Origin of the sequence: Yimella lutea (genome assembly GCF_006715095.1) — a bacterium.
GTDB classification, from domain to species: domain Bacteria; phylum Actinomycetota; class Actinomycetes; order Actinomycetales; family Dermatophilaceae; genus Yimella; species Yimella lutea.
Window position 1 is genome coordinate 2,785,269 of sequence record NZ_VFMO01000001.1, and the last position, 24,501, is coordinate 2,809,769.

Below are 24,501 nucleotides of genomic sequence, written 5' to 3' on the forward strand. Positions count from 1 at the left end.
CTCGGACCCACCCTGTCGAATGTCTTGGAGACGAAGCCTGATCAGGCCTCGACCTGGACGATGTTGACCGTCTTGCGGCCACGCTTGCTGCCGAACTCGACCGAGCCCGGGACGAGCGCGAACAGCGTGTCGTCCTTGCCACGTCCGACGCCCTCACCGGGGTGGAAGTGGGTACCGCGCTGGCGGACGATGATCTCGCCGGCGCCGACGACCTGACCGCCGAAGCGCTTCACGCCAAGCCGCTGTGCGTTGGAGTCGCGACCGTTACGGGTCGAAGACGCACCCTTCTTGTGTGCCATGTCTGTGCCTACCTATCCGTTGTTCGTCGCAGTCGAGGCTCAGGCCTCGATCGCGGTGACCTTGACTCGGGTCAGCGGCTGACGGTGGCCCTGACGCTTGCGGTAACCGGTCTTGTTCTTGTACTTCATGATGGTGATCTTCGGGCCCTTGGCGGACTCGACGACCTCGGCCTTGACCGAGACCTTCGCCAGCTTGGCGGCGTCGGAGGTCACCTTGTCGCCGTCGACCAGCAGCAGCGGGGCCAGGTCGATGGACTCGCCGGCCTTGACGGCCACCTTGTCAATGATCAGGACGTCGCCGACGGAGACCTTCTCCTGGCGTCCACCCGCGCGAACAATCGCGTACACGTCGTAACTCGCTTTCGTCTTGGCGTACTCGCTCTGTATGACCGGCCAACAGCTACCCCGTGAGGGACGTCGGCTCGGTGGGCACACCGAGGGACAACTTTACCGGTCGGTCGGGTCCTGCTCCAAATTCGCGGGCGGGCCTGCCGGAGCAACGACCCGGGCACGACGCGGACGCCGCTTCACCGGCGCCGCAGGAGTCTGCTCCGGCTCGTCCGCGACGATCTCGCGCGAACCGGCATCGGGGGCCTCGGCGGCCACCACGGTCTGCGGCACCTCCTGCGGCTCGGGCGCACTCGCCGGAGCAACCGAGGGCGAACCCGCGCGACGGGACCCGCGACGCTTGCGCGCCGGCGGCTCGGTCGTTGCGGGCGCCTGGACGACCGGGGCCGCGGGTGCTTCCACGACGGACGCGGTCACGTCAGCGACCGGGCGCTCGTCGACGCCGCGCTCACTCATCTCGACCTGCGAGGTCGGCGCGTCCACGTCGAGGTCGAGCTCGACGTCGGCGTCGTCACCGGCGGCCTGTGCGGCCTCGGCCTTCTTCGCTGCAGCGGCGTGCGCCGCTGCGGCGATCTGGGCCGCCGTCGGACCGGAGGACTTCGGCTGCTGCTCGGGCTCGTCCTCCTTGCGTCCGCGCTTGCTGCGCCGGCTGTTGCCACCGTTGCCGTTGTTGCCGCCGGAGTTGTTTCCACTGCCGGAGTTGCCGTTGTTGCCGTTCCCGGCGTTGTTGCCGCCGGACTTCTCGACGGGCGCGTCGTGCACGATCACACCGCGTCCGTCGCAGTGCACACAGTTCTCGGAGAAGATCTCCAGCAGTCCGCTGCCCACGCGCTTGCGGGTCATCTGGACCAGACCCAGCGAGGTCACCTCGGCGACCTGGTGCTTGGTGCGGTCACGTCCGAGGCATTCCAGGAGGCGGCGCACGACCAGGTCGCGGTTGGACTCCAGCACCATGTCGATGAAGTCGACGACGATGATTCCGCCGATGTCGCGCAGGCGCAGCTGTCGAACGATCTCCTCGGCGGCCTCGAGGTTGTTACGGGTGACCGTCTCCTCCAGGTTGCCGCCGGAGCCGACGAACTTGCCGGTGTTGACGTCGACGACCGTCATCGCCTCGGTGCGGTCGATCACCAGCGAGCCACCCGAGGGGAGCCAGACCTTGCGGTCGAGCGCCTTGGTCAGCTGCTCGTCCACGCGGTGCACGGTGAACAGATCGGTCTCGCCGGTCCACTTCTCCAGGCGCTCGGCCAGGTCGGGAGCGACGGTGCCGATGTAGTCCGACACCTCGTCCCAGGACGTGTCGCCGGCGACGATCAACTTGCTGAAGTCCTCATTGAAGACGTCGCGGATCACGCGCAGCGTCAGGTCGGGCTCACCGTGCAGCAGCGACGGTGCGTTCTGGCTCTTGCTGGCCTTCTGGATCTGCTCCCAGGTGGCCTGCAGACGCTCGACGTCGGCGCGCAGGTCCTCCTCGCTGGCGCCCTCCGCGGCGGTGCGGACGATGACGCCCGCGTCGGCCGGGACGACCTCCTTGAGGATCTTCTTCAGGCGGGCGCGCTCATTGTCGGGCAGCTTGCGGGAGATACCGGTCATCGAGTTGCCCGGCACGTACACCAGGAACCGACCCGGCAGCGAGACCTGCGAGGTCAGACGGGCGCCTTTGTGACCGATCGGGTCCTTGGTCACCTGCACCAGCACCGACTCACCCGAGGAGAGCGCATGCTCGATCCGCTTGGGCTGGTTGTCGAGGCCGGCGGCGTCCCAGTTGACCTCGCCGGCGTACAGGACCGCGTTGCGTCCGCGACCGATGTCGACGAACGCGGCTTCCATGCTCGGCAGCACGTTCTGGACGCGGCCGAGGTAGACGTTGCCGGCCATCGAGGACTGCTGGGTCTCACGCGAGACGTAGTGCTCGACCAGGACACCGTCCTCCAGGACGCCGATCTGGGTGCGACCGTCACGCTCACGCACGACCATGACGCGCTCGACGCTCTCGCGGCGGGCGAGGAACTCGGCCTCGGTGATCGAGGTACGCCGACGACCTGCCTCACGGCCCTCCCGGCGGCGCTGCCTCTTGGCCTCCAGCCGGGTCGAACCCTTGATCGCGGTGACCTCGTCGCGCTCCTTGCGCGGCTCGCGCACCCTGGTCACCGTGCCGGGCGGGTCGTCCCCGTCGGCGGAGGTACCACTGCGGCGACGGCGACGGGTGCGCCTACGGCTGTTCGCATCGTCGGAGTTGTCGTCCGAGTTGTCCTGGCCGCCGTCGTCGGACGTGTCGTCCGCGCCGTCACCCAGATCATTCGTGTCGTCGGAGTCGTCGGTGTTGTCGTCGGGGCCCTGACCGCCATCGCCACCGCGATCGGATCGCTTGTTGCGGTTGTTCCGCCCGCGGCCCGAGCGCTGGTTCGGCTTGTCCTCGGACTTCTGCTCGGAGTCGGCGTCGGACTCCTGGTCGTCCTGACTCCGGTCACGACCCTGGTCGTGGCTCTCGTTCTGGCCGTCGGCGTGGTTGTCGTCGTTCTGGCCGCGCGTGCGCCGACCGCGTCCGCCGCGACGACGGCCACGTCCGCCGCCGTCGTTCGAATCGTCGGTGTCGTCCGAATCGGAGTTCGAACCGCCGACCGGCGCGTCGTTGCCGCCCGCGTCCTCGTTGTCATCGGCGTCGTCCTGGGCACGGCGACGCGGCACCCGCACCTCGAGGTCTGGCGTCTGGAAGATCAGCCCGAAGCTGGGCGGTGCTGCCGGTACGGACGGACGCTCCTGATCGGTGGACTTGGCAGTGGCATCGCCATCCGACTGCGCCGAGAAAAGACTGCCGGGTTCGTTCTGCTGGGGGCCCATGGCCCTCCTTTGTGGATCAGCACGCGGAGCCGCCCACGCCCTGAGATTCGCATCCCGCACACTCCGCATGTCGCGGTGTCTGCCGCCGCCGTCCCGAAGTCCGGGCGGCGACGAGAAGTCGTCTGTTACATCGGGGCAGCTCGCGCGTTGCGCGGCACTGCGACGATGCCGTCGGGTGCTCTGGCCGGCGCGCTCTCGCTGATGGGGCGCACCGTTCGGCCGGAACCTCGGCGGGGCACGACGCCGGCGTGGTGGGCAGCGTGACCGTTACCGAGTATCGCACACCGCTCACCCGGAAGGGTTGCGGGCGGAAGCGGCGGGTCGTTCAGGCGAGCGGGTCGGCAATGAGACCGTCGTCGTGCGGTGTGCCCTGCCGCAACCGGGTGGTCAGCGGCGAGCGCGCGAACTCGATGCCGGAGACCTGCTTCAGGGCAGACAGGACGTCGTCCGGCCGCACACTCGGCGTCGTGTGCTCCAACGAGATCTCCAGCACGCTCCCCTGTGCCGTTGCCTTCTTGATCGCCGAGCGCACGTCGAAGGTGCGCGGACCGGACTTCATCATCCGGGTGACCTCGACGCGCTCCTGCGCGAGCAACACGTCCAGCGCCGCGGCGAGCGCTGCCTCGTCCGTGCCTTCGAACTGCAACCGCCAGTCACTGGCCTGCAGACTGTCGGCCAGCGAACCGCCCTGCGCCGGAGCGACCTTGATGACGTCGAGACCCTCCGGGAGGGCTTCGTCGAGCGCGATCCGCACCTGCTCGGGATCGCATTCGCGCTGCAACGCGAGTTCGAAGTACTCGGCCTCGCTCGCGGTGCCCGTCGCGGCCGCGTTCGCGTAACTGATGCGCGGGTGGGGGTGGAAACCGGCAGAGAAGGCGATCGGGATTTCAGCGCGGCGCACTGCGCGTTCGAGCGCCCGCTGGAAGTCGCGGGTGGAGGTGAACCGCAGCCGTCCACGCTTGGCGTACTGCACCCGCAGCTTCTGCACGACCGGTGCGGGAGGCGGACCTTCGGGTACTCGTTTGGCCATGGCGGATCAGCGTACGCCGCCCGGCCCACAGTCGTCCGAACGGATGGCGGAACGCTCTCGTCACCGTCGGGTTCGAGGTGCATCATGGCGCAGTGAGAGCACGCAGGTTCGCGATCCACCCGGCGTGGATCATCGCCCTCGTCACGCTGCTGACGATGATGGGTTCGGCCGGCTTCCGTGCTGCGCCAGGGGTGTTGATGCACCCCCTGCACGGCGAGTTCGGCTGGCCGATGGGCCTGATGGGCACCGCGGTCTCGATCAACCTGATCCTCTTCGGTCTGACCGCGCCGTTCTCTGCCGCGCTCATGGAGCGATTCGGCGTGCGACCGGTGATGGTGGTCGCGCTGATCCTCATCGGACTCGGGTCGATCCTGCCCCGCTGGATGACCGAGCCGTGGCAACTCATCGCCTGCTGGGGCGTGCTGATCGGCCTCGGCACCGGGTCGATCTCCATGTCCCTGGTCGCCACGATCACCGGACGCTGGTTCGTGCAGCAGCGGGGGTTGGTGTCGGGTGTTCTCAGCGCCGCGAACGCCACCGGCCAGCTGGCGTTCCTGCCGGTGATGGCATGGCTGCTCACCACCCAGGGCTGGCGCGCTGCATCCACCACGATCGGCGTGGCTGCGCTGTGCGCGGTGCCTCTCGTCGTCCTGTTCATACGCAACCGGCCCGAGGACCTCGGCGTCCGGGCGTACGGCGCCACGGAAAGCGACCCACCGGCGTCCGTGCCGGTGCAGAACGCAGCGAAACTCGCGGTCACGACCCTTCGGCAGGCCTTGCACAGCCGGGCCTTCTGGCTGCTGGCCGGCACGTTCGCGATCTGCGGAGCGAGTACCAACGGACTCGTCGGGACGCACTTCATTCCGGCCGCGATGGACCACGGGATGGGCGAGCAGGCGGCCGCCGGACTGCTGGCCCTGGTCGGCGTCTTCGACATCGTCGGCACGATCGCGTCCGGGTGGTTGACCGACCGCTTCGACCCCAGACTCCTGCTCGGCATCTACTACGCCGGACGCGGGTTGTCGCTGTTCGCGTTGCCGACCTTGTTCAGCGATTCGGTGCAGCTGAACATGTTTGCGTTCATCCTGTTCTACGGCCTCGACTGGGTCGCGACCGTGCCGCCGACCATGGCGCTGTGCAGACAACACTTCGGCGAACGTGCGCCGATCGTCTTCGGTTGGGTGTTCGCGAGCCACCAACTCGGTGCAGCCGTCACCGCGAGCGCCGCCGGCTGGATCAGGGACGACCGCGGCACCTACGACCTGGCGTTCTACGCCGCCGGTGCCCTCTGCATCATCGCGGCCGCCGTGTGCCCGACCATTCACGCCGGTCGCAAGCAGCTCACCGAGAAGGACGCCGAGAACGTGCACTCGACCGTCGGCGAGTTGCAGGTCTGAGCGGTCAGCGTCCCGGCGGAGCCCTCGACGTAGCACCGACAGCGAGATCGACCGGACCCTCCAGCGGGCCGCGGTGCCAGGTCCGGACGTCGCGCACAGTTTCACCGGTCACAGGAACTCACGTGCCTGATACAACCACGGGTCACCCGAAATCGCTTGCGGTGCAGGCGATCAGACGACACTCAGCGGCAGCAGCTTCTTGCCGGTCGGACCGATCTGGATCTCAGTGCCCATCTGAGGGCAGACACCGCAGTCGAAGCACGGGGTCCAGCGGCAGTCGTCGACCTCGGTCTCGTCGAGGGCGTCCTGCCAGTCGTCCCAGAGCCATTCCTTGTCCAGGCCGGAATCCAGGTGATCCCACGCGAGCACCTCGGTCTCGCCGCGTTCACGCGTGGTGTACCAGGCGACGTCCACGCCGTACGGCTCCAGAGCCTCCTCGGCACAACGCATCCAACGCTCGTAGGAGAAGTGCTCGCTCCACCCGTCGAAGCGTCCGCCGTCCCGCCAGACGGCCTCGATGACGCGTCCGATGCGACGATCACCGCGCGAGAGCAGTCCTTCGACGATGCCCGGCTGACCGTCGTGGTAGCGCATGCCGATCGAGCTGCCGTACCGCTTGTCGGAGCGGATCGCGTCACGCAGTTTCTGCAGACGGGCGTCGGTCTCCTCGGCGCCCAGTTGCGCGCACCACTGGAACGGCGTGTGCGGCTTGGGCACGAACCCGCCGATGGAGACGGTGCAGCGGATGTCCTTGCGGCCACTCACCTGTCGGCCGGTCTCGATGACCCGCTTGGCGAGCTCGGCGATCTGCAGCACGTCCTCGTCGGTCTCGGTCGGCAGACCGCACATGAAGTACAGCTTCACCTGGCGCCAGCCGGCACCGTAGGCGGCGGCGACGGTGTTGATGAGGTCGTCCTCGGTGACCATCTTGTTGATCACCTTGCGGATGCGTTCCGAGCCGCCCTCCGGGGCGAAGGTCAGGCCGGAGCGACGACCGTTGCGGGTCAGTTCGTTCGCCAGGTCGATGTTGAAGGCGTCCACCCGGGTGGACGGGAGTGACAGTCCGGTCTGGGTGCCCTCGTACCGGTCGGCCAGGCCCTTGGTCAGGTCGGCGATCTCGGTGTGGTCGGCGGAGCTGAGTGAGAGCAGTCCGACTTCCTCGAATCCCGTAGCGGCCAGGCCCTTCTGGACCATCTCGCCGATACCGGTGATCGAGCGTTCGCGCACCGGACGGGTGATCATCCCCGCCTGACAGAACCGGCAGCCGCGGGTGCAGCCGCGAAAGATCTCCACCGACATGCGTTCGTGCACCGTCTCGGCCAGCGGCACCAGCGGCTGCTTCGGATACGGCCACTCGTCGAGTTCCATGACGGTGTGCTTCGACACGCGCCACGGGACGCCGGGCGCCTGCGGTGAGGGCGCGACGCGCTTGATCCGGCCGTCGGGGAGGTAGTCGACGTCGTAGAACGCCGGCACGTAGACGCCCCCGGTGCGCGCCAGGCGCAGCAGCAGTTCGCGGCGTCCGCCCGGACGTCCCTCGGCCTTCCACGCAGCGATGTGGGTGGTGATCGCCAGGACGGCTTCCTCGCCGTCGCCGACGACCGCACAGTCGATGAAGTCGGAGATCGGCTCAGGGTTGAACGCGGCGTGACCACCGGCCAACACGATCGGGTCGTCGTCGCCGCGGTCGGCCGCGTGCAGCGGGATACCGGCCAGGTCGAGCGCGGTGAGCATGTTGGTGTAACCGAGCTCGGTCGAGAACGACAGGCCGAAAACGTCGAAGTCGCGCACCGCGCGGTGCCCGTCGACGGTGAACTGCGGCAGACCGTGCTCCCGCATCTGCGCTTCCATGTCGGGCCACATCGCGTACGTGCGCTCGGCGAGAGCGTTCGGCTGCTCGTTGAGCACTTCGTACAGGATCATCACGCCCTGGTTGGGCAGCCCGACCTCGTACGCGTCGGGGTACATCAGCGCCCAGCGAACTGTGAGTTCCTGGCCGTCCGGGCCGGTGCCGCCGCAGTTCCAGTCCTTGGTCTGGCTGTTCAGCTCACCGCCGACGTACTGGATCGGCTTGCTGACGCGCTCGAGCAGCGGCTCGAGATCGTGGAAGAGGGACTCACCCGGAGCGGAGGTACGCGGGGTCACAGACATGAACTCCAGGGTAGGTGAGCGGCGGGCATTGGTCGAACATACGCAGTGATGCACGAAGGCCCGCGCGGCAGGCGCGGGCCTTCGTGAACGGTTGTCTGCTCGGATCAGTCCTGGTAGAGCGTGTCCAGGTCGTCCTTGTACTTCTTGACGACGACCTTCCGCTTGAGCTTGAGGCTCGGCGTGATCTCGCCCTCCTCGATCGACAGGTCGCGCGGCAGGATGATGAACCGCTTGATCTGCTCCCAGCGGGCGAGCTTGCTGTTGAGCTCGTCGACATATCCCTGCACCATCTCGCGCACCTGGTCGGAGGTGACGATGGTCTGGTAGTCGGCGCCCTTCAAGTCGCCACCGTGCGCGTCCGCCCATTCCTTGATGGCGTCCTCGTCGAGCGTGATGAGCGCCGACACGAATTTGCGACCGTCGCCCTCGACGACCAGTTGCGAGGCGAAGGGGCAGATGCCCTTGAAGATCGCCTCGATCTGGCTGGGTGCGACGTACTTGCCGTTGGAGGTCTTGAAGAGGTCCTTCTTGCGGTCGGTGACCCGCAGGTGACCGGTCGGGTTGAGCTCGCCGATGTCGCCGGTGTGGAACCACCCGTCGTCGGTGAGCACTTCCTTGGTGACGTCGTCCATGCCGCGGTAACCCTGCATCACGCCGGGTCCCTTCACCAGGATCTCGCCGTCCTCGGCGATCTTCACCTCGGTGCCGGGCAGCGGCCAGCCGACGGTGCCCGGGATGTTGGCGTAGGGACGGTTGACGAACGTAGCGGCACTGGTCTCGGTGAGTCCGTAACCCTCCAGGATCGGGATGCCCATCCCGTCGAACCACTTGGCCACGTCCTGGTTGAGTGCGGCCGAACCGGAGATGAAGAAGCGGATGTTGCCACCGAACCGCTGACGGATCTTCTTGGCGATGATTGCGTCACCGATCTTGTGCATGGCGGCCGTGGCAGCTCCGAGCTTTTCGCCCTTGGAGTTGGCATCGGACACCTTGAGCGCGTTGGCCGAGTGCCAGTCGAACAACTTCGCCTTCGCGCCGCCCTCCTCGCGCATCATGATCGAGATACGGCCGTAGACCTTCTCGAAGATGCGCGGTGCAGCGCCCATCCACACCGGCTTCACCACCGGGAGGTTCTCGACGATCTTGTCGACCCGGCCGTCGATGGCGGTGGTGAATCCGATCTGCAGCGGAAGGGTCAGCAGCACCTTGCCGAAGACGTGGGCCAGCGGCAGCCACAGGAAGGCCTTGTCGTCCGGCCCCAACAGATTGGACGAATCGACGGCCGCCGCTTCGTAGGTCCACGCGCGGTGCGGCAGCCGCACACCCTTCGGGCGGCCGGTGGTGCCGGAGGTGTAGATGAGGGTGGACAGGTGCTCCGGTTCGGTCTTGTCGACCCGCTCCTCGACCGCACCCTCGTGCGAGGCAAGGTACTCGGCGCCGAGCTTCTCCAGGTCGGCCAACGAGATGATCCAGTCGCCGTCCGCTTCACCGTCGAAGGTGACGACCTTGACGACGGAATCGATCGCGTCACGGCCCTCACGCAACATCGTGTTGTGCGCGTCGTCCTCGGTGAAGACGACTTTGCTGCCCGAGTCGGCGATGATGAACAGCGTGTCGTCGACGGTGGAGGTCGGGTAGATCGTGGTGGTGGCCGCACCGGCAAGCATCACGCCGAGGTCGGTGATCGCCCACTCCACGCGGGTCGCACTGGCGATCGCGACGCGGTCCTCCATCTCGACGCCGAGGCTGATCAGACCGGCGGCGATGTTGCGTGAGCGGACGGCGACCTCCGCCCAGGTCAGGGAGTGCCAGTTCTCGTCGGCGTCCGGGAACTCGAACGCGACCCGATCCGGGGTCTTCGAGACGCGATCGAGGAAGAGCGCACCGACCGAACGGGCGGCGTTGTTGATCACCGCGTAGTCGGGCTTTTCTTCCTGGTTGCTCATCATTGCCATGGTGTTTTTCTCTCCTGCGTCGGGGGCGGGGCTCGCCAGTTTGTGACCCAGGTTACTTATGGGTCACAAGATCGTCAGGCGTTCCCGGCAACAAACCGGTCTCTCTTGCTCAATACAGACGCCGCAGGCTCACCAGATGGACGTTCTCCAGCAGCCCGATCGCCACCCAACAGGCGAACATGCTCGACCCGCCGTAGGAGACGAACGGCAGCGGAAGTCCGGTGACGGGCATGAGCCCGAGGTTCATCCCGATGTTCTCCAGCACCTGGAACAGGAACCAACCGACGACACCGACCGCGACCAGGCGTCCGAAGGAGTCCTGCGCGCGGCGGGCGATCAGGACGCCGCGCACCAGGATCGTTCCCAGCAACGCGATCACGATCGCTGCGCCGACGAAGCCGAGTTCCTCGCCTGCCACGGAGAAGACGAAGTCGGTCTGCTGGAAGGGGATGAAACCGCCCTGCGTCTGGCGTCCCTGGAAGAGTCCTTCGCCGGTCCAGCCGCCCGATCCGATCGCGATCTTCACCTGCTGCACCTGGTAGCCGATGCCGGTCGGGTCGCCGTCCGGATCCGCGAACGCGGTCAGGCGGGCTCGTTGGTACGGGTCGAGCACGTTCGTGGTCACGGCGATCACCGCCGCGCACGCCATTGCGGTGAAGATCGTGGCCAGCCACCACCGCGAGGCCCCCGACACCGCGAGTACGCAGACGCTGAGCATCACCAGGACCAGGGCCGAGCCGAGGTCGGGTTGGGCGAGCACGAGCAGGATCGGCAGGGCGGCCACTCCCCCGGCGAGCCACACATCGCGCCGCGGAGGCGGCGCGCCACGTTCTCCCCGCTCGGCCAGGATCATCGCCAGACCCACACATAGGGCGACTTTCGCCAGTTCGGCGGGCTGGATCGAGAAGCCGGGCACCTGGATCCAGGACCGGGACCCGTTGATGGTCGAACCCAACGGACTCAGTACGAGCACCAGACCTACGATCGCGCCCAGGTAGACCCACGGCGCCAATGCGCGGATCGCCCGGAAGTCGGTTCGCATCACCACCACCGCCAGGGTGACACCGACGACGGTGTTGAACAGATGCCGCACCAGAGATCCGGCGCCTTCCACGTTCCGCGTGGCGGAGTACACCAGGAGCGCGCCGATCGCGCAGAGAGCTGCCGCGGACAGCAGCAGACCCCAGTCGCTGCGTGTCCAGGACAACTGACGCGTGTCGGCGGTCTTCGGCCAGACGGCGCCGAGACCGCCCTGCGTCGTCATCGGGAGGTCCGTCGTCAGTCGCTCAGGGCCGGGCAGAGCCTGCGGGCCTCGTCGACGTCGCGGGTCATCTGCTCGATGAGTGGTTCGATGCCCTCGAATTTCACGTTGCCACGCAACCGCTGCACGAACTCCACCGTGACGACCTCGTCGTAAAGGTCGAGGTCGGTGCGGTCGAGCACGTATGCCTCCACGGTGCGCTGAGTGCCCTCGAAGGTCGGGTTGGTGCCGACCGAGATCGCCGCGGGGAGGCGGTGATCGGGGTGGATCGGCGCCAGCGACGGACGTACCAGATAACCGGCATAGACGCCGTCGGCGGGCACCATGCCGGTGCTGTTCTGGGCGAGGTTCGCCGTGGGAAAGCCGAGTTCACGGCCACGTTCGAAACCGTGCACGACCATGCCGGTCACCGTGTGCGGGCGACCGAGGATGTCGGCGGCGGCGGTGACATCACCCTCCCGCAGCGCTTCGCGGACGCACGTCGAGGAGTAGCGCCGCCCGGTGCCCACGTCGTCCAGCACGACGACCTCGAAGCCGTGCTCGTCGCCCAGATCGCGCAGCGTCGAGACATCACCGGAGTTGCGCACACCGAAGCGAGTGTCCTTGCCGCACACCACGACCCGAACATTCAGTGCTTCGACGAAGACGGCACGGACGAAGTCCTCGGGAGTCATCGCAGCCAGTTCGGTGGTGAACTCCAGGACCAAGGTCGCGGCCACACCGGCGTCGGCCAGGCGGCTCATCCGCGCCTCGAGCCCGGCCAATGCCTCGGGAGCCTCGTCCGGACGCAGGACGGCGATCGGATGCGGATCGAAGGTCACTGCGACCGGGGTCGCGTCTCGTTCACCGGCGAGGCCACAGACTCGTTCCAGCAGTGCTTGGTGCCCGCGGTGCACGCCGTCGAAGTTGCCCATCGTCACGACGGTGGGTCCGAGGTCGGCCGGCACGTCCTCGACGCGGGTGATCACAAGCACGGCGGCAACTGTAGTGCGCGTGCTCATCCGACGGCGTTCCGCCTCGTGCCACTATTCGAACGACCCGGAACACCGGTCGACGCAGGTGATGGAGGTAGGGATGACTGGCTGGGCCGAGCTGACGCGCCGATCGCTCGACGAACTCCGCACGACGGACGAGACGTATCGTCCGACGAACTTCTGGGGACCCGGCGTGGATCGCCTGCTGTCCGAGATGGAGACGATCGGTCTGGAGAAGTTCAAATCGTGGCCGAGTGCCCCGATCTGGTTCTACCCGATGTACGGCGACGGCTGGACCGAGGCGACGTTGGCCAAAGCGCTGCAGAGCGCGAAGCAGGTCAACCCGCGCGCCAACCAGGGATACTTCTACAACTCACTGAACGGATGGTTCGAGGCACGGCGCGACTTCGACGTGGCCATGATGGCCTGGGACCAGCACCGGTGGCCGTTCGACATCGGCGGGCACGGCGAGAGCAAGGTCGGATCCCCTTGGCAGGCATTCGGGGGTGTCCCCGGAGGAAGTGCCCAGTTCGGCAGGGCGTACGCCAACTACCTGCTGCTGCTGGCGGCGCTTTCGCGGCACGTCGATCGTCCACCGACCAGCTTCCTGGAGATCGGCGGCGGTTTCGGCGTTCTCGGCGAGATCGTGCGCACGCGCGATCCGCAAGCACGGTACGTCGACCTCGACATCCCGCCGCTGCTGACCGTGGCCTCCTACTACCTGACCGAACTCTTCGGCGCCGATTCGGTCATCGTCTACGACCCGCAGACAGCCGCACGCGGTCCGATTTCCGTGCCCGAATGTGGCGTGTTGCCCAACTTCCGCATCGAGGACCTCGACGCGCAGTTCGACGTGTTCGTCAACTCCTTCTCCTTCCAGGAGATGGAGCCGCCCGTCGTCGACCACTACATCGGGCAGGTCTGCGACAAGGGCATCACGTACGCCGTGTCGCTCAACTCGCGAGAGGGCAAGCCGAAGGCAGCACAGGCAGGCGACTGGGGCGCCCTGGACCCGGTCAAGTCCGCCGACATCATCGACATGTTCGACCGCCATGGGCTCGAACTGGTCGGTCAGTACGACACCCCGCTGGTCCGCAGCGCCGGACAGGTCAACGTCTTCCGTCGTCGCTGACTCACCGACCTCAGCCGGCCGGGAAGACCACCTTCGACACAGCACGCTCCCCGGTCTGGTCGAGGATCGCCACGAGATCCTCGTCCGGGCCGATGGCTGCCACCACGTCGACCCGCGGTCCTGACGAAGCGAGCTTCTGTCCGTATCGCAACGCGCGTGCCTGCGCCTCGTCGAGTTCGCGCACCGGGAACTGCTCGCGCGCCGCCTGCGCCATGGGCAGGATGTTCAGCGGTTCATCGGCGTGATGGGCCTTGTTGAGCTCGTCCATCGTCGGTACGCCGTCGATCGTGTACCGCCCGACGCGTGTGCGGCGCAGCGCGGTGAGGTGCCCACCGACTCCGAGCAGATCGCCCAGATCCCGGGCGAGCGCACGGACGTAGGTGCCCGACGAGACCTCGACCTCCACTTCAAGGTCAAGGGCTCCGGCCCCGATCTCCGGACGTGGGGTGCTCGACCTGATCTCGAAGGTGCTCACCGTCACCGGCCGAGCCGCGAGCTTCACCTCGTCGCCTCCGCGCACCTTCGCGTACGCCCGCTTCCCGTCGACCTTGATCGCGCTCACCGAACTGGGTACCTGCTGTATCGACCCGGTCAGCCGTGCGACCGCGTCCGAGACGGCACCGGCGTCGAGCTGCGCCGTCGCAACTGTGGCGGTGATGTCGCCCTCGGCGTCATCGGTGACCGTCGACTGACCCAGTCTGATCGTCGCGGTGTACGTCTTGTCGCACCCGACCAGGAAGGTCAGCAACTTGGTCGCCCGATTGATACCGAGCACCAGCAGTCCGGTGGCCATCGGGTCGAGCGTGCCTGCATGCCCGACCCGGCGGGTGCCGGCGAGGCGACGGGTGCGGGCCACGACGTCGTGACTGGTCCAGCCGGCCGGCTTGTCGACCAGCAGGAGTCCGTCGTCGGTCACTCGTCGGTCACTCGTCACCGGCGTCGTCCGCCGCAGGCTTGCGGTACGGGTCGGCGTCGCCGGCGTACTGGGCACCGGCATTGCGCTGCAGTTCGGCGTCGCGTTCCCGCGCGGCGGCGAGAGCTGCCTCGATGTTCGCTGCACCTTCGGGAATCGCGTCTGGGATGAACTCCAGCGACGGGGTGAGCCGGATGCCGAGGCCCTTGCCGACGTGCGAGCGGATCCGGCCGCGGTTGTCGGCGAGCGCCGCCTCGGTGTCGGCACGCGCCTTCTCGTCCCCGAAGATGGTGTAGAACACCGATGCGTGCTGCAGGTCGCCGGTGACCCGGACGTCGGTGACGGTGATGAATCCGAGGCGCTCGTCCTTCAGCCGGAACTCGAGGTACTCGGCCACCAAGGACTTGATGCGTTCGGCGATCTTTCGTGCGCGTGCGGGGTCAGCCATGCGTGCAAACCTACCGCCAACGACGTCGACCATCGTCGTCGGCGGGTGCGTGCTGCGACGAAGTCCCAGCATTGCGAAGGCATCCCGACAGCCTCCTGACAGCCACCGGCCCGAATCTGCTTCAGGACGACACCGGACGGTGTCGGTTCCGACTCAGGAAGGCATGACATGGCAACCATGAAGATCCTCGCGACTGCCGGACTCGCGGCGGCAGCAGGTCTCGGCGTGGGCGCGGCCGCGACCTCGCTCGCCGACACCACCTCGCCGAGCGCGACCAGTTCACCGAGCTCGTCGAGCTCCTCGTCCGCTGACTCGAACAAGAGCTCCGGTGACGACGCGACGAAGGATGCGACCCAGGATTGCGGTCCGCGTGCGGGCAAGGACGCTCGCGGGATGCACAAGCACACGGAGGTGACCGGCACGGCCGCGACCAGCGTGAAGAACGCGGTGACCGCGAAGTACCCAGGCGCGACGATCGAGAAGGTGTTGCAGGACGAGGACGGCTCGTACGACGTGCTGGCCACCAAGTCCGGCGACAGGGTCATGTACGAGGTGAGCAAGGACCTCAAGACGATCACCGAACGCACCGGCGGCCCCGGTAAGGGCGGCCCGCGTGGTGAGCGTCCGGCTCCCCCGACCGGGCAGGGTCAGTCGGGCGACTCCTCGGCAGGCTCGTCCACAACGTCGCCCTCGGGGACGGCGCAGTCCAGCTGGACGCCGACCGTCTGAGTCGGTCGCTGAGCATCTGCGCGATCGGGACCGCGTGAACATCGCCGAGCGGCAACTTAGTTGGCTGCGCTCACGGGGACCTCACGTGGTCTCGATCGCGGGCGGGCTGACGGGATGCCGCGCAGACAGGTGAGCACGGTCGAGGCTCGGTCGGTAACCCTGCCTCACTACTCGACCGGCGTGAGGGCGTGGCCCGTGTTGTCAGGACTCCTTGCGAGCGACGATGAGGTCGCGGTCGATGGAGGCGTCGACCCGGTGGCGGAAAGGGCTGTCCCGCCAGTCGGTGACCACGATGAGACCGTGTTGTTCCAACATCAGCGCCAGGTTCTCGGCAGGAGCCACGTGTCGGTTGTAGGACAGACCGACCGTTCCTCCGGTGCGCAGCGTCCGGATCCATGCGGGCATCGCACGGTCGAGCAGTTCGAGCGGACGGCGCGAGAGACGGTCTCCGTGTGATCCGTGCTGCACGCCGTACGGGGTGTCGGTGACGATGACGTCGATGCTCGCCGCACGGACGAGGCCACCGAGGTCGGTGGTGTCGGTCGACAGATAGCGCACCGTCTGCGTGTCTCCGGTTTTGAACGCGTCCTTGGTCGGTGCCACCTCGAGAGTGAACTCGCGACCGCGGGCCCGTCCGCCGGTCGTGCTCGCGCCCCGGTCCATCGTGTGTTTGAGCCGGTGCGCCTGCACCCACGTCTTCAGGAACGCGGCGTAGGTGTCGTAGTCCTTGCGGTCGACGTCGACGCCGGTGACGCTGTACCCCGCCAGCAGAGCGATGTTGAGGGTCGTCCCGCGTCCGCACATCGGGTCCATGACGTCCAGGCCGCCGTCCAGCCACTTGCTCGGACGCTTGGTCGCAGCCGCAGTGACGTTGAGCAGCAACCGCGTCCACTGTTCGTTGGTCTTCCCCTGGTACTTCTGAATCGTCACCAGATCGCTGGGGTAGAACTGCCTGCGCTGCAACGGAATCGGCCGCAGCAACTCGCCCTCGCGCTCGAACAGCGCGAACGTCGCCGAGAGATTCGACAGAGCCGGCACGACCTCGTCACCGGAGGCGGAAATGGTCAGGTAATCGACCCCCGCCAAGTCGATCGGCGCGACGTCGGGAGTCGATCCGAAGGCCGCCAGCACGGTCTCGATCTCGGCCGCGGCCAGGCGCGGGGCAGCGTCCGCATAGACACGATTGCTCGACGGTGCGACCAGCACCAGGTACTCACTCACGACCGGTCACGCTACCGGGCGGACGGCGCCGGCATTTCGGGGAGGCGTTTGTCCACCGGCAGCGAACTTTCCCTTCTCGCGGGAAAATCCCTCCCTGTTCCTGCCAGGACGCGATCAGGGACGCAGGAAGCCCCCGGTGCGAGCGAACTCGCACCGGGGGCTCCATGAAGAGCAGCGGGATCAGGCCCGCGGCTTCTCCCGCATCTCGTACGTCGCGATGAGGTCGCCCAACTGCAGGTCGTTGTACGACCCGAGGTTGATACCGCACTCGAAGCCCTCACGGACCTCGGTGACGTCGTCCTTGAACCGGCGCAGACCGGCGATCTCGACGTTCTCGGCCACGACGACGCCGTTGCGGGTGATGCGCGCCTTGGTGCCGCGCTTGATCTCACCCGAGCGGACGATCGAGCCGGCGATGTTGCCGAACTTGGACGAGCGGAAGATCTCGCGGATCTCCGCGGTACCGAGCTCGACCTCTTCGTACTCCGGCTTGAGCATGCCCTTCAGGGCCGCCTCGATCTCCTCGATGGCGCTGTAGATCACCGAGTAGTACCGGATCTCCACACCTTCCTTGTCGGCGTACTCCGCGTTCTGACCCTCGGCTCGCACGTTGAAGCCGATGATCACCGCGTTGGAGGCCACCGCGAGGTTGATGTTGTTCATCGTGATCGAGCCGACGCCTCGGTCGATGATGCGCAGGTCGACCTCTTCGCCCACATCGATCTGCATGAGGGCGTCCTCGAGCGCTTCGACCGAACCCGACACGTCACCCTTGAGGATGAGGTTGAGGGTCTCGACCTTGCCGGCGGCGAGGTGCTCGTTGAGGTCCTCCAGGCTGATCCGCTTGCGCGCCTTGGCCAGGCTGGCCTGACGGTCGGCAGCTTCACGCTTCTCGGCGATCTGGCGAGCCGTGCGGTCGTCCGGAGCCACGATGAACGTGTCACCTGCACGCGGCACCGAGGCCAGACCGGTCACCTGGACCGGACGGGACGGGGTCGCCTCGTACACGTTGTTGCCGTGCTCGTCGAGCATCGCGCGGACGCGGCCGTGGGCCGTTCCGGCGACGATCGCGTCACCGACACGCAGCGTGCCCGACTGCACCAGGACGGTGGCGATCGCACCGCGTCCACGGTCGAGGTTGGCCTCGATCGCGACGCCGCGAGCGTCCTTGTCCGGGTTGGCGCGCAGGTCGAGGGCGGCGTCTGCGGTGAGCAGGACGGCCTCGAGCAGCTCGTCGATGTTCTGACCCTGGCGAGCCGACACGTCGACGAACATGGTGTCGCCGCCGTACTCCTCCGCGATCAGGTTGTACTCGGTCAGCTGCTGACGCACCTTGGCCGGGTTCGCACCGTCGACGTCGATCTTGTTGACCGCGACGACGATCGGCACATCGGCCGCCTGTGCGTGGTTCAAGGCCTCGATCGTCTGCGGCATGACACCGTCGTCGGCCGCGACCACGAGGATCGCGACGTCGGTGACCTTCGCACCACGTGCACGCATGGCGGTGAACGCCTCGTGACCCGGGGTGTCGATGAAGGTGATCGGACGGTCGTTGCCCTCGTGCTCCTTGTGCACCTGGTAGGCACCGATGTGCTGGGTGATGCCACCGGCCTCCGACGCCTGGACGTCGGCGTTACGGATGGCGTCCAGCAGTCGCGTCTTACCGTGGTCGACGTGACCCATGACGGTCACGACCGGCGGACGGGCCTGCAGGTCCTCGTCGGACTCGGCATCGGCCTCTGCCTCGAGGTCGATGTTGAAGGCGCCGAACAGCTCCTTCTCCTCGTCCTCCGGCGAGACGACCTGGACGTCGTAGCCCAGCTCGGCACCGAGCAGCTTGAAGGTGTCCTCGTCGAGCGACTGGGTCGCCGTGGCCATCTCACCGAGGTGGATCAGCACGGTCACCAGCGACGCGGGGTTCGCGTCGATGCGGTCGGCGAAGTCGGTCAGCGACGAACCGCGACGCACCCGCACGACGGTCTTGCCGTCGCCACGGGGAACGCTGACGCCACCGATCGACGGAGCCTGCATCTGCTCGAATTCCTGACGCTTCGCGCGCTTGGACTTGCGACCGCGGACCTTTCCGCCGCCTCGTCCGAACGCACCCTGCGTGCCACCACGACCACCGGGACGGTTACCGCCGCCACCGGGACGACCGGCGAAACCGCCGCCGCCCGGACGACCGGGCGCACCGCCGGGGCCGCCACCGGGACGACCGGGGCCCCCACCACGGGCGGGACGGTCACCGGGACGACCGATCGAGGAGCGCTCCGGCATCATGCCGGGGCTGGGACGGGATCCACCCGGGCGCGGGGCACCACCGGCGGGAGCGCCACCGGGACGCGGACCTGCCGGACGCGGACCCGCTGCGCCACCGGCGCCGCGAGCCGAGGCCGGACGGGGCATGCCCTGGCTGGGAGCGAACGGGTTGTTGCCCGGACGCGCCGGCTGACCCGAGCGCATGCCCTGGCTGGAACTGAACGGGTTGTTGCCCGGACGCGGCGCGCCGGAGCGGCCACCACCGGACGCGCCGGCTCCACCGGGACGACCCGGGCGCGAGTCACCACGACCCTGATCGCGACCTTGATCGCGACCCTGGTCACGCGCCGGACGCTCTTCACGAGCGGCCGGTGCCGGACGAGCACCGGGCTTCGGTGCTGCCGGACCCGGACGGTTCGACGTCTCGCGGGCCGCCGGGGCGGCGGACGGCGCGGACGGCGCGGACTCGGCAGCGGGTGCCGATTCGGTCGCCGGCTTCGGGGCGGCCTTCACCTCGGGCGCGGCTGCGGGCTCGACTGTGGGCTTGACAGCCGCGGCCGGAGCCTGCGGAGCCTTCGGCTCTGCAGCGGGCTTGGCCGGTGACGGACCCGGACGAGCGGAGGTGCTCGACGGGGTGCTCGACGGGGTGCTCGGTGTGCTGGACGGGGACGGTGCAGCCCTCTTTGCGCCGGGCTTCGGCGCAGCCGACTTCGCGGCCGGCTTGTCGGCCTTCTCCTCAGCCTTACCCGCCGAGGGCGGCGGGTTCTCCTTGATCTTGCGGACGACCGGAGCCTCGATGGTGGAGCTCGCCGTCTTGACGAACTCCCCCTGCTCCTTCAGGTACGCAAGAAGTTCTTTGCTCTCGATCCCGAGCTCTTTTGCGAGCTCGTGAACTCGGACCTTTGCCACGCTTCTCCTTTATGGATTGCGACGGTCCGAGCGCGAAAGAATCGCGAGCGAACCGTCAATCAGAGGGTGTTGCTCATCGCTGAGTACTCATCGGGTGCTCATCAGCGTCAAACCCGCTTTCGGTTCTCTTCCTTGTCCGCGGCATCGGTCGATGCAGCGGCGTCGTGCATGGCCCACCACTCCTGGACGGGTGTGGTGTCCACCTGCGCCGGTACTCGCAACGCGCGTCCGAGTGCCTGACGGGCCAAAGCCCGTTCGACACATGCGACTCGCGGATGCAACCAGGCTCCCCTGCCGGGCAACCGGCCTCGCTCGTCGACCATGACCTGCCACCGAGACGGCCGCTCACGATCGGCGATCGCGACGAGGTGTACCAACTCGGACCGTTCGTCCCGCTGCCGGCAACCGACACACGTCCGGAGACCGGTGTGTGCAGGTTTGTGGCTACGTTCTGGCGAACTGTCCGCGAGCAAGTCTAGCGCAGCGTTCACTCCCCGCCGTTTCCGGCGGGTCCCGCGGCGGTCGGCGAGCCGGACGCAACAGCCGGTCCACCGGGCGCTGTGTCGGGACGGATGTCGATGCGCCAGCCGGTCAGTTTGGCCGCGAGTCGGGCGTTCTGACCCTCCTTGCCGATCGCCAGCGAAAGCTGGTAGTCGGGCACGATGACGCGCGCAGCCTTGCCGGCCCGGTCGGTGATCTCCACTGCGGAGACCCGCGAGGGCGACAGCGCAGCGGCAACGAACTCGGCCGGGTCCTCGGAGTAGTCGACGATGTCGATCTTCTCGCCGTGCAGTTCGGTCATGACGGCCCGCACCCGCGAGCCCATCGGGCCGATGCAGGCACCCTTCGCGTTCACGCCGGGAGTCTTGGAGTGCACCGCGAGTTTGGTGCGGTGGCCGGCCTCGCGGGCAAGAGCCGCGATCTGCACGGTGCCGTCGGCGATCTCGGGCACCTCGAGCGCGAACAGCTTGCGCACCAGGTTGGGGTGGGTGCGCGACAGACCGATCTGCGGGCCCTTCGGTCCGCGCTTGACGCTCACGACATAGCAGCGCAGCCGCTCACCGTGCTTGTAGGTCTCGCCCGGCACCTGCTCGGCGGACGGCAGGAATCCCTCGACCGTGCCGAAGTCAACACGGACGGTGCGCGGGTCACTGGACTGTTGGATGATGCCGGCGACGATGTCGCCCTCGCGGCCCTTGAAGTCGCCGAGGATCGCCTCGTCCTCGACGTCACGCATGCGCTGGACGATGACCTGTCGGGCGGTCGCCGCGGCGACGCGTCCGAAGTTGTCGGGGGTGTCGTCGAACTCCGGGCCGGGGTCGCTGCGGACGCCTTCGTCGTCGATCTCGCCGTCCTCACGGGCCCACACAACGACATGGCCGCTCTTGCGGTCGAGTTCGACGCGGGCGTGCCGCAGGGATCCCTCCACGCGGTGGTAGGCGGTGAGCAGCGCCTGCTCGATCGCAGGCACGATGACATCCATCGGGATCTCGCGCTCCCGTTCGAGCGCGCGCAGTGCAGCCATGTCGATGTCCATCAGAGCTCTCCTTCCTCGGCCCGGTTGAACTCCACGTTCACCTTGCTCTTCGTCGTGTCGGCGTAGGCCAGCGTCGTCAGCGCAGGTTCGCCCTTGGCGGGTTGGACCAACAGGTCGAAATCGTCGGCACCGGCGCGCATCACGCGTCCGGTGAGTTCGCCACCCTCGGTGCGGGCGACCGTGATCAGCCGGCCGACGTTGCGCCGGTAGTGCCGCGGCTCGGTGAGCGGGCGGTCGATTCCGGGCGAGGAGACCTCGAGTACGTAGGGCTGTTCGCCCATCGCGTCGGTCTCGTCGAGACGGTCGCTGATGACGCGGGTGAGTTCACCGACGGTGTCGAGATCGAGCGGCTCGATGGCTGAGGTGTCGTCGGCGAGGTCGAGATCGGACAGGTCGCGGTCGACGAGCACGCGGACGACGCGGCGCTTGCCGGCGGGGGTGACGGTGAGGTCCTCGACGCGTGCGCCCAGGGGGGCCAACGCGCAGGTCAGGTCGGCAAGGATCTGCTGGTGCCGATCCGTCGGGCTGGTGCTCATCGCCTGACTCCTGTGTTCTCGAGTGGGATTAACCACTCTAATCAGGACGGCTGCCGCTGCACCAATCGAAAGCGGGGTTGTCCGACCGGCGAGCCGGTCGTCTTCGATCCCGACTCGTCCGGGCACACGGTCAGCGTGCCCGGAGCGTCTCCTGCGACGTGTGGATCCCGCACTCGGTCTTCCCGGTGCCGGACCAGCGTCCGGCGCGGGCGTCCTCGCCGGCAAGCACCTTGCGCGTGCAGGGCGCGCAGCCGATCGACGGAAAGCCCTGGGACAGAAGCGGATTCATGATCACGTCGTGCTCGGCGACGTACCGCTCCACGTCCGCGTCGGTCCACGCGGCGAGCGGCGCGAGCTTGAGCAGCTCACGGCGATCGTCGTAGGAGACGACCGGCGTCCCGGCCCGCGACGGCGACTCCGCGCGCCGCAGACCTGTCGCCCAGGCGGCCTTCCCGTCGAGCGCCTCGTCGAGCGGATGTGTCTTTCGTAACGCGCAGCACAGGTCGGGGTCGCTGTCGTGCAACCGCGGGCTGTACTCGGCGTCCTGCTCGGCGACGGTCTGGCGCGGCTTGGCATCGATCAGCCGGACGTCGTACTCGCGGGCGACGCGGTCGCGGGTCTGGATCGTCTCGGCGAAGTGATAGCCGGTGTCGAGGAAGACGACCTGGATGCCGGGGACGGCCTTCGAGGCGAGGTGCACCAGCACGGTGTCCTGCATCGAAGCGGCGACCACCAGATCGTCCCCGAACCGCTCACCCGCCCAGCGCAGGATCTCCTGCGCCGGGGCGTCGGCAAGCTCGCGGGACGCGGTTTCTGCGAGCGCCGAGAGGTCACTCATCGCAGGTGCTCCTCGTCGGCCCGGCCGACCCACTCCGCGAACCGCTCGCCGTCGGTGCGCTGCTGCGCGAAGTTGGTGGCAAGGCGCTCGACGTAGTCGCCGAGTTCGGCGGAGGTCACCTTGTGTGCGCGCAGCTTGCGGCCGAACCCGGCGTCGAGGCCGAGGCCCCCGCCGAGGTGCACCTGGAATCCCTCGACCTGTTCTCCGTCGGCAGTGGTGACGATCTGCCCCTTCAGACCGATGTCGGCGGTCTGGATGCGGGCGCACGAGTTCGGACAGCCGTTGAGGTGGATCGCGATCGGCACGTCGAGGTCGAGGTGCTCCAGGCGCGCATCCAGTTCCGCGACGAGGTCGATCGCGCGCTGCTTGGTGTCGACGATCGCCAGCTTGCAGAACTCCAGACCGGTGCACGCCATCGTCGAACGACGCCAGCGCGACGGATTCGCCTCCAGGCCGACGGTCTTCATCTCGGCCACGAGCGGCTGGATCTGCTCAGGCGGCACGTCGAGCACCAGGAGTTTCTGGTGCGGAGTGAGCCGGACGCGTCCACTGCCGGCCCGCTCGGCGGCGTCGGCGACCTGCGACAGGATCGTGCCGGACACGCGTCCGACAACCGGCGCGAAGCCGATGTAGGCGTTGCCGTCGACCTGCTTGTGGATGCCGATGTGATCCAGCGGGGTCTCGTCGACCGGCGCCGGCGGACCGTCCGGCAGGTCGAATCCGAGAAACTCCCGCTGCAGCACGTCACGGAACTTCTCCGGTCCCCAGTCGGAGACCAGGAACTTGATGCGAGCACGGTGACGCAGACGCCGGTAGCCGTAATCGCGGAACAACTGCACGACGCCGTACCAGACGTCCGGCACCTGTTCGAGGGTGACGAAGGCGCCGAGGCGGACCGCCAACTTGGGGTTGGTCGACAGGCCGCCACCGACGAGGAGGTCGAAGCCAGGACCGAGTTCGGGGTGGACGACGCCGACGAACGAGACATCGTTGATCTCCGGCGCGGTGTCGGGCAGCCACGAGATGGCGGTCTTGAACTTGCGCGGCAGGTTGCTGACGGTCGGGTCACCGATGTACCGGCGGCTGATCTCGTCGATCGCGGGCGTTGCATCCAGCACCTCTGCCGAGCTGACACCGGCCACGGGCGAACCGAGCACCACACGCGGGCAGTCGCCGCACGCCTCGGTGGTCGAGAGCCCGACGGCTTCGAGGCGCCGCCAGATCTCCGGGACGTCCTCGACCCGCACCCAGTGCAACTGGATGTTCTGTCGATCGGTGATGTCGGCCGTATCCCGGCCGAACTCGGTCGAGATCTGCGCGATCACCCGCAACTGCTCGGTGCTGAGCGCGCCGCCGTCGCAGCGGATCCGAAGCATGAAGAACTCGTCGTCGAGTTCCTCCGGCTCCATCGACGCCGTCCGGCCGCCGGAGATCCCCTGGCGGCGCTGGGTGTACAGCCCCCACCAACGCATCCGGCCACGCAGATCGTCGGGATGGATCGAGGCGAACCCCTGCTTGGAGTAGACCTCCTCGATCCGGCGACGCACGTTCAGGCCGTCGTCCTGCGCCTTGAACTGCTCGTTGTGGTTCAGCGGCTCGCGCTGATCGAGCGCCCACTGCCCCTCGTTCTTCGTCGTCACGACTGTCACGTTCCATAACTTCCCATTTGGCGACCCCAAACTTCAAATGATGCATGCCGGGATCTCGGACGGCGAGACGCCGC

21 protein-coding genes are annotated in these 24,501 nt (G+C 67.7%); 4 read left to right on the forward strand and 17 right to left on the reverse strand.

The features are described 5' to 3' along the window. Nucleotides 1-41: 41 nt before the first annotated feature. The 3 genes from rpmA to FB459_RS13470 all read right to left on the reverse strand — a co-directional run bounded on the left by rpmA (nucleotide 42) and on the right by FB459_RS13470 (nucleotide 3,488). Entirely contained in the window at nucleotides 42-299 is a 258-nt protein-coding gene (rpmA, locus tag FB459_RS13460; RefSeq protein ID WP_129625617.1) for a 50S ribosomal protein L27, read from the reverse strand. Nucleotides 300-338: 39 nt separating this feature from the next. After that, complete coding sequence (gene rplU, locus FB459_RS13465; protein ID WP_129625616.1) at nucleotides 339-647, reverse strand: 50S ribosomal protein L21; 309 nt, start codon at nucleotides 645-647, stop codon at nucleotides 339-341. Between the two features lie 99 nt (nucleotides 648-746). Next, complete coding sequence (locus FB459_RS13470; RefSeq protein ID WP_342771352.1) at nucleotides 747-3,488, reverse strand: Rne/Rng family ribonuclease; 2,742 nt, start codon at nucleotides 3,486-3,488, stop codon at nucleotides 747-749. A 75-nt stretch (nucleotides 3,489-3,563) separates the two neighbouring features. Here FB459_RS13470 and FB459_RS17405 point away from each other — a divergent pair, with 75 nt between their 5' ends. Further along, nucleotides 3,564-3,752: a hypothetical protein gene (locus tag FB459_RS17405; protein WP_170221923.1), complete on the forward strand. Its 189-nt coding sequence runs from the start codon at nucleotides 3,564-3,566 to the stop codon at nucleotides 3,750-3,752. A gap of 61 nt (nucleotides 3,753-3,813) precedes the next feature. Here FB459_RS17405 and FB459_RS13475 read toward each other — a convergent pair whose 3' ends face one another. Beyond that, the gene (locus tag FB459_RS13475; protein WP_129625614.1) at nucleotides 3,814-4,518 is read right to left on the reverse strand and encodes a TIGR03936 family radical SAM-associated protein; all 705 of its coding nucleotides are present in this window, start codon (nucleotides 4,516-4,518) and stop codon (nucleotides 3,814-3,816) included. Between the two features lie 92 nt (nucleotides 4,519-4,610). Here FB459_RS13475 and FB459_RS13480 point away from each other — a divergent pair, with 92 nt between their 5' ends. Next, a complete protein-coding gene (locus tag FB459_RS13480) occupies nucleotides 4,611-5,915 on the forward strand; it encodes an MFS transporter (protein WP_240795995.1) in 1,305 nt (434 codons plus the stop codon). 171 nt (nucleotides 5,916-6,086) lie between these two features. On the opposite strand, the gene FB459_RS13485 is transcribed toward FB459_RS13480, so the two are convergent. From FB459_RS13485 to FB459_RS13500, 4 genes are all read right to left on the reverse strand, one after another. Beyond that, entirely contained in the window at nucleotides 6,087-8,066 is a 1,980-nt protein-coding gene (locus FB459_RS13485; protein ID WP_129625613.1) for a TIGR03960 family B12-binding radical SAM protein, read from the reverse strand. A 104-nt stretch (nucleotides 8,067-8,170) separates the two neighbouring features. Further along, entirely contained in the window at nucleotides 8,171-10,012 is a 1,842-nt protein-coding gene (locus tag FB459_RS13490) for an AMP-dependent synthetase/ligase (protein WP_342771353.1), read from the reverse strand. A gap of 118 nt (nucleotides 10,013-10,130) precedes the next feature. Further along, nucleotides 10,131-11,285 (reverse strand): rod shape-determining protein RodA, encoded by a 1,155-nt coding sequence (gene rodA / locus FB459_RS13495; protein ID WP_141928859.1) that lies wholly within the window; start codon nucleotides 11,283-11,285, stop codon nucleotides 10,131-10,133. A 14-nt stretch (nucleotides 11,286-11,299) separates the two neighbouring features. Further along, the gene (locus FB459_RS13500; protein WP_240795994.1) at nucleotides 11,300-12,256 is read right to left on the reverse strand and encodes a bifunctional riboflavin kinase/FAD synthetase; all 957 of its coding nucleotides are present in this window, start codon (nucleotides 12,254-12,256) and stop codon (nucleotides 11,300-11,302) included. A 100-nt stretch (nucleotides 12,257-12,356) separates the two neighbouring features. Between FB459_RS13500 and FB459_RS13505 the strand changes: the two genes are divergently transcribed. Next, nucleotides 12,357-13,388, forward strand: a complete 1,032-nt coding sequence (locus FB459_RS13505; RefSeq protein ID WP_170221925.1) for a putative sugar O-methyltransferase — start codon at nucleotides 12,357-12,359, stop codon at nucleotides 13,386-13,388. A gap of 10 nt (nucleotides 13,389-13,398) precedes the next feature. On the opposite strand, the gene truB is transcribed toward FB459_RS13505, so the two are convergent. Together truB and rbfA are read right to left on the reverse strand one after the other, a co-directional pair. Next, a complete protein-coding gene (gene truB / locus FB459_RS13510; protein WP_246092451.1) occupies nucleotides 13,399-14,304 on the reverse strand; it encodes a tRNA pseudouridine(55) synthase TruB in 906 nt (301 codons plus the stop codon). Between the two features lie 7 nt (nucleotides 14,305-14,311). Continuing rightward, on the reverse strand, nucleotides 14,312-14,749 hold the full coding sequence (rbfA, locus tag FB459_RS13515) for a 30S ribosome-binding factor RbfA (protein ID WP_141928862.1): 438 nt from the start codon (nucleotides 14,747-14,749) through the stop codon (nucleotides 14,312-14,314). A gap of 168 nt (nucleotides 14,750-14,917) precedes the next feature. Here rbfA and FB459_RS13520 point away from each other — a divergent pair, with 168 nt between their 5' ends. Continuing rightward, entirely contained in the window at nucleotides 14,918-15,478 is a 561-nt protein-coding gene (locus FB459_RS13520; protein ID WP_141928863.1) for a hypothetical protein, read from the forward strand. A 201-nt stretch (nucleotides 15,479-15,679) separates the two neighbouring features. Here the strand turns inward: FB459_RS13520 and FB459_RS13525 are convergent, their stop codons facing one another. The 7 genes from FB459_RS13525 to FB459_RS13555 form a co-directional block, all read right to left on the reverse strand. Then, nucleotides 15,680-16,699 (reverse strand): TRM11 family SAM-dependent methyltransferase, encoded by a 1,020-nt coding sequence (locus tag FB459_RS13525; protein ID WP_141928864.1) that lies wholly within the window; start codon nucleotides 16,697-16,699, stop codon nucleotides 15,680-15,682. Between the two features lie 180 nt (nucleotides 16,700-16,879). Continuing rightward, nucleotides 16,880-19,867, reverse strand: a complete 2,988-nt coding sequence (gene infB / locus FB459_RS13530) for a translation initiation factor IF-2 (RefSeq protein WP_141928865.1) — start codon at nucleotides 19,865-19,867, stop codon at nucleotides 16,880-16,882. A 107-nt stretch (nucleotides 19,868-19,974) separates the two neighbouring features. Continuing rightward, entirely contained in the window at nucleotides 19,975-20,358 is a 384-nt protein-coding gene (locus FB459_RS13535) for a YlxR family protein (protein ID WP_211345194.1), read from the reverse strand. Further along, nucleotides 20,355-21,404, reverse strand: a complete 1,050-nt coding sequence (gene nusA, locus FB459_RS13540; protein ID WP_129625604.1) for a transcription termination factor NusA — start codon at nucleotides 21,402-21,404, stop codon at nucleotides 20,355-20,357. The genes FB459_RS13535 and nusA overlap by 4 nt, the downstream gene beginning before the upstream one ends. Beyond that, entirely contained in the window at nucleotides 21,404-21,940 is a 537-nt protein-coding gene (gene rimP / locus FB459_RS13545; protein ID WP_141928866.1) for a ribosome maturation factor RimP, read from the reverse strand. Before rimP ends, nusA begins: the two co-directional genes overlap by 1 nt. 130 nt (nucleotides 21,941-22,070) lie before the next feature. Then, a complete protein-coding gene (locus FB459_RS13550) occupies nucleotides 22,071-22,778 on the reverse strand; it encodes a phosphoadenylyl-sulfate reductase (RefSeq protein ID WP_141928867.1) in 708 nt (235 codons plus the stop codon). After that, complete coding sequence (locus FB459_RS13555; RefSeq protein WP_240795992.1) at nucleotides 22,775-24,418, reverse strand: nitrite/sulfite reductase; 1,644 nt, start codon at nucleotides 24,416-24,418, stop codon at nucleotides 22,775-22,777. The genes FB459_RS13550 and FB459_RS13555 overlap by 4 nt, the downstream gene beginning before the upstream one ends. Between the last annotated feature and the right edge of the window lie 83 nt (nucleotides 24,419-24,501).

Coding starts and splice junctions, on each gene's coding strand:
- FB459_RS13505 (WP_170221925.1), top strand. CDS start 12,357: ATGACTGGCTGGGCCGAGCTGACGCGCCGATCGCTCGACGAACTCCGC.
- FB459_RS13550 (WP_141928867.1), bottom strand. CDS start 22,778: ATGAGTGACCTCTCGGCGCTCGCAGAAACCGCGTCCCGCGAGCTTGCC.
- FB459_RS13475 (WP_129625614.1), bottom strand. CDS start 4,518: ATGGCCAAACGAGTACCCGAAGGTCCGCCTCCCGCACCGGTCGTGCAG.
- nusA (WP_129625604.1), bottom strand. CDS start 21,404: ATGGACATCGACATGGCTGCACTGCGCGCGCTCGAACGGGAGCGCGAG.
- FB459_RS13470 (WP_342771352.1), bottom strand. CDS start 3,488: ATGGGCCCCCAGCAGAACGAACCCGGCAGTCTTTTCTCGGCGCAGTCG.
- FB459_RS13485 (WP_129625613.1), bottom strand. CDS start 8,066: ATGTCTGTGACCCCGCGTACCTCCGCTCCGGGTGAGTCCCTCTTCCAC.
- FB459_RS13520 (WP_141928863.1), top strand. CDS start 14,918: ATGGCAACCATGAAGATCCTCGCGACTGCCGGACTCGCGGCGGCAGCA.
- rimP (WP_141928866.1), bottom strand. CDS start 21,940: ATGAGCACCAGCCCGACGGATCGGCACCAGCAGATCCTTGCCGACCTG.
- rbfA (WP_141928862.1), bottom strand. CDS start 14,749: ATGGCTGACCCCGCACGCGCACGAAAGATCGCCGAACGCATCAAGTCC.
- rpmA (WP_129625617.1), bottom strand. CDS start 299: ATGGCACACAAGAAGGGTGCGTCTTCGACCCGTAACGGTCGCGACTCC.
- FB459_RS13490 (WP_342771353.1), bottom strand. CDS start 10,012: ATGAGCAACCAGGAAGAAAAGCCCGACTACGCGGTGATCAACAACGCC.
- rodA (WP_141928859.1), bottom strand. CDS start 11,285: ATGACGACGCAGGGCGGTCTCGGCGCCGTCTGGCCGAAGACCGCCGAC.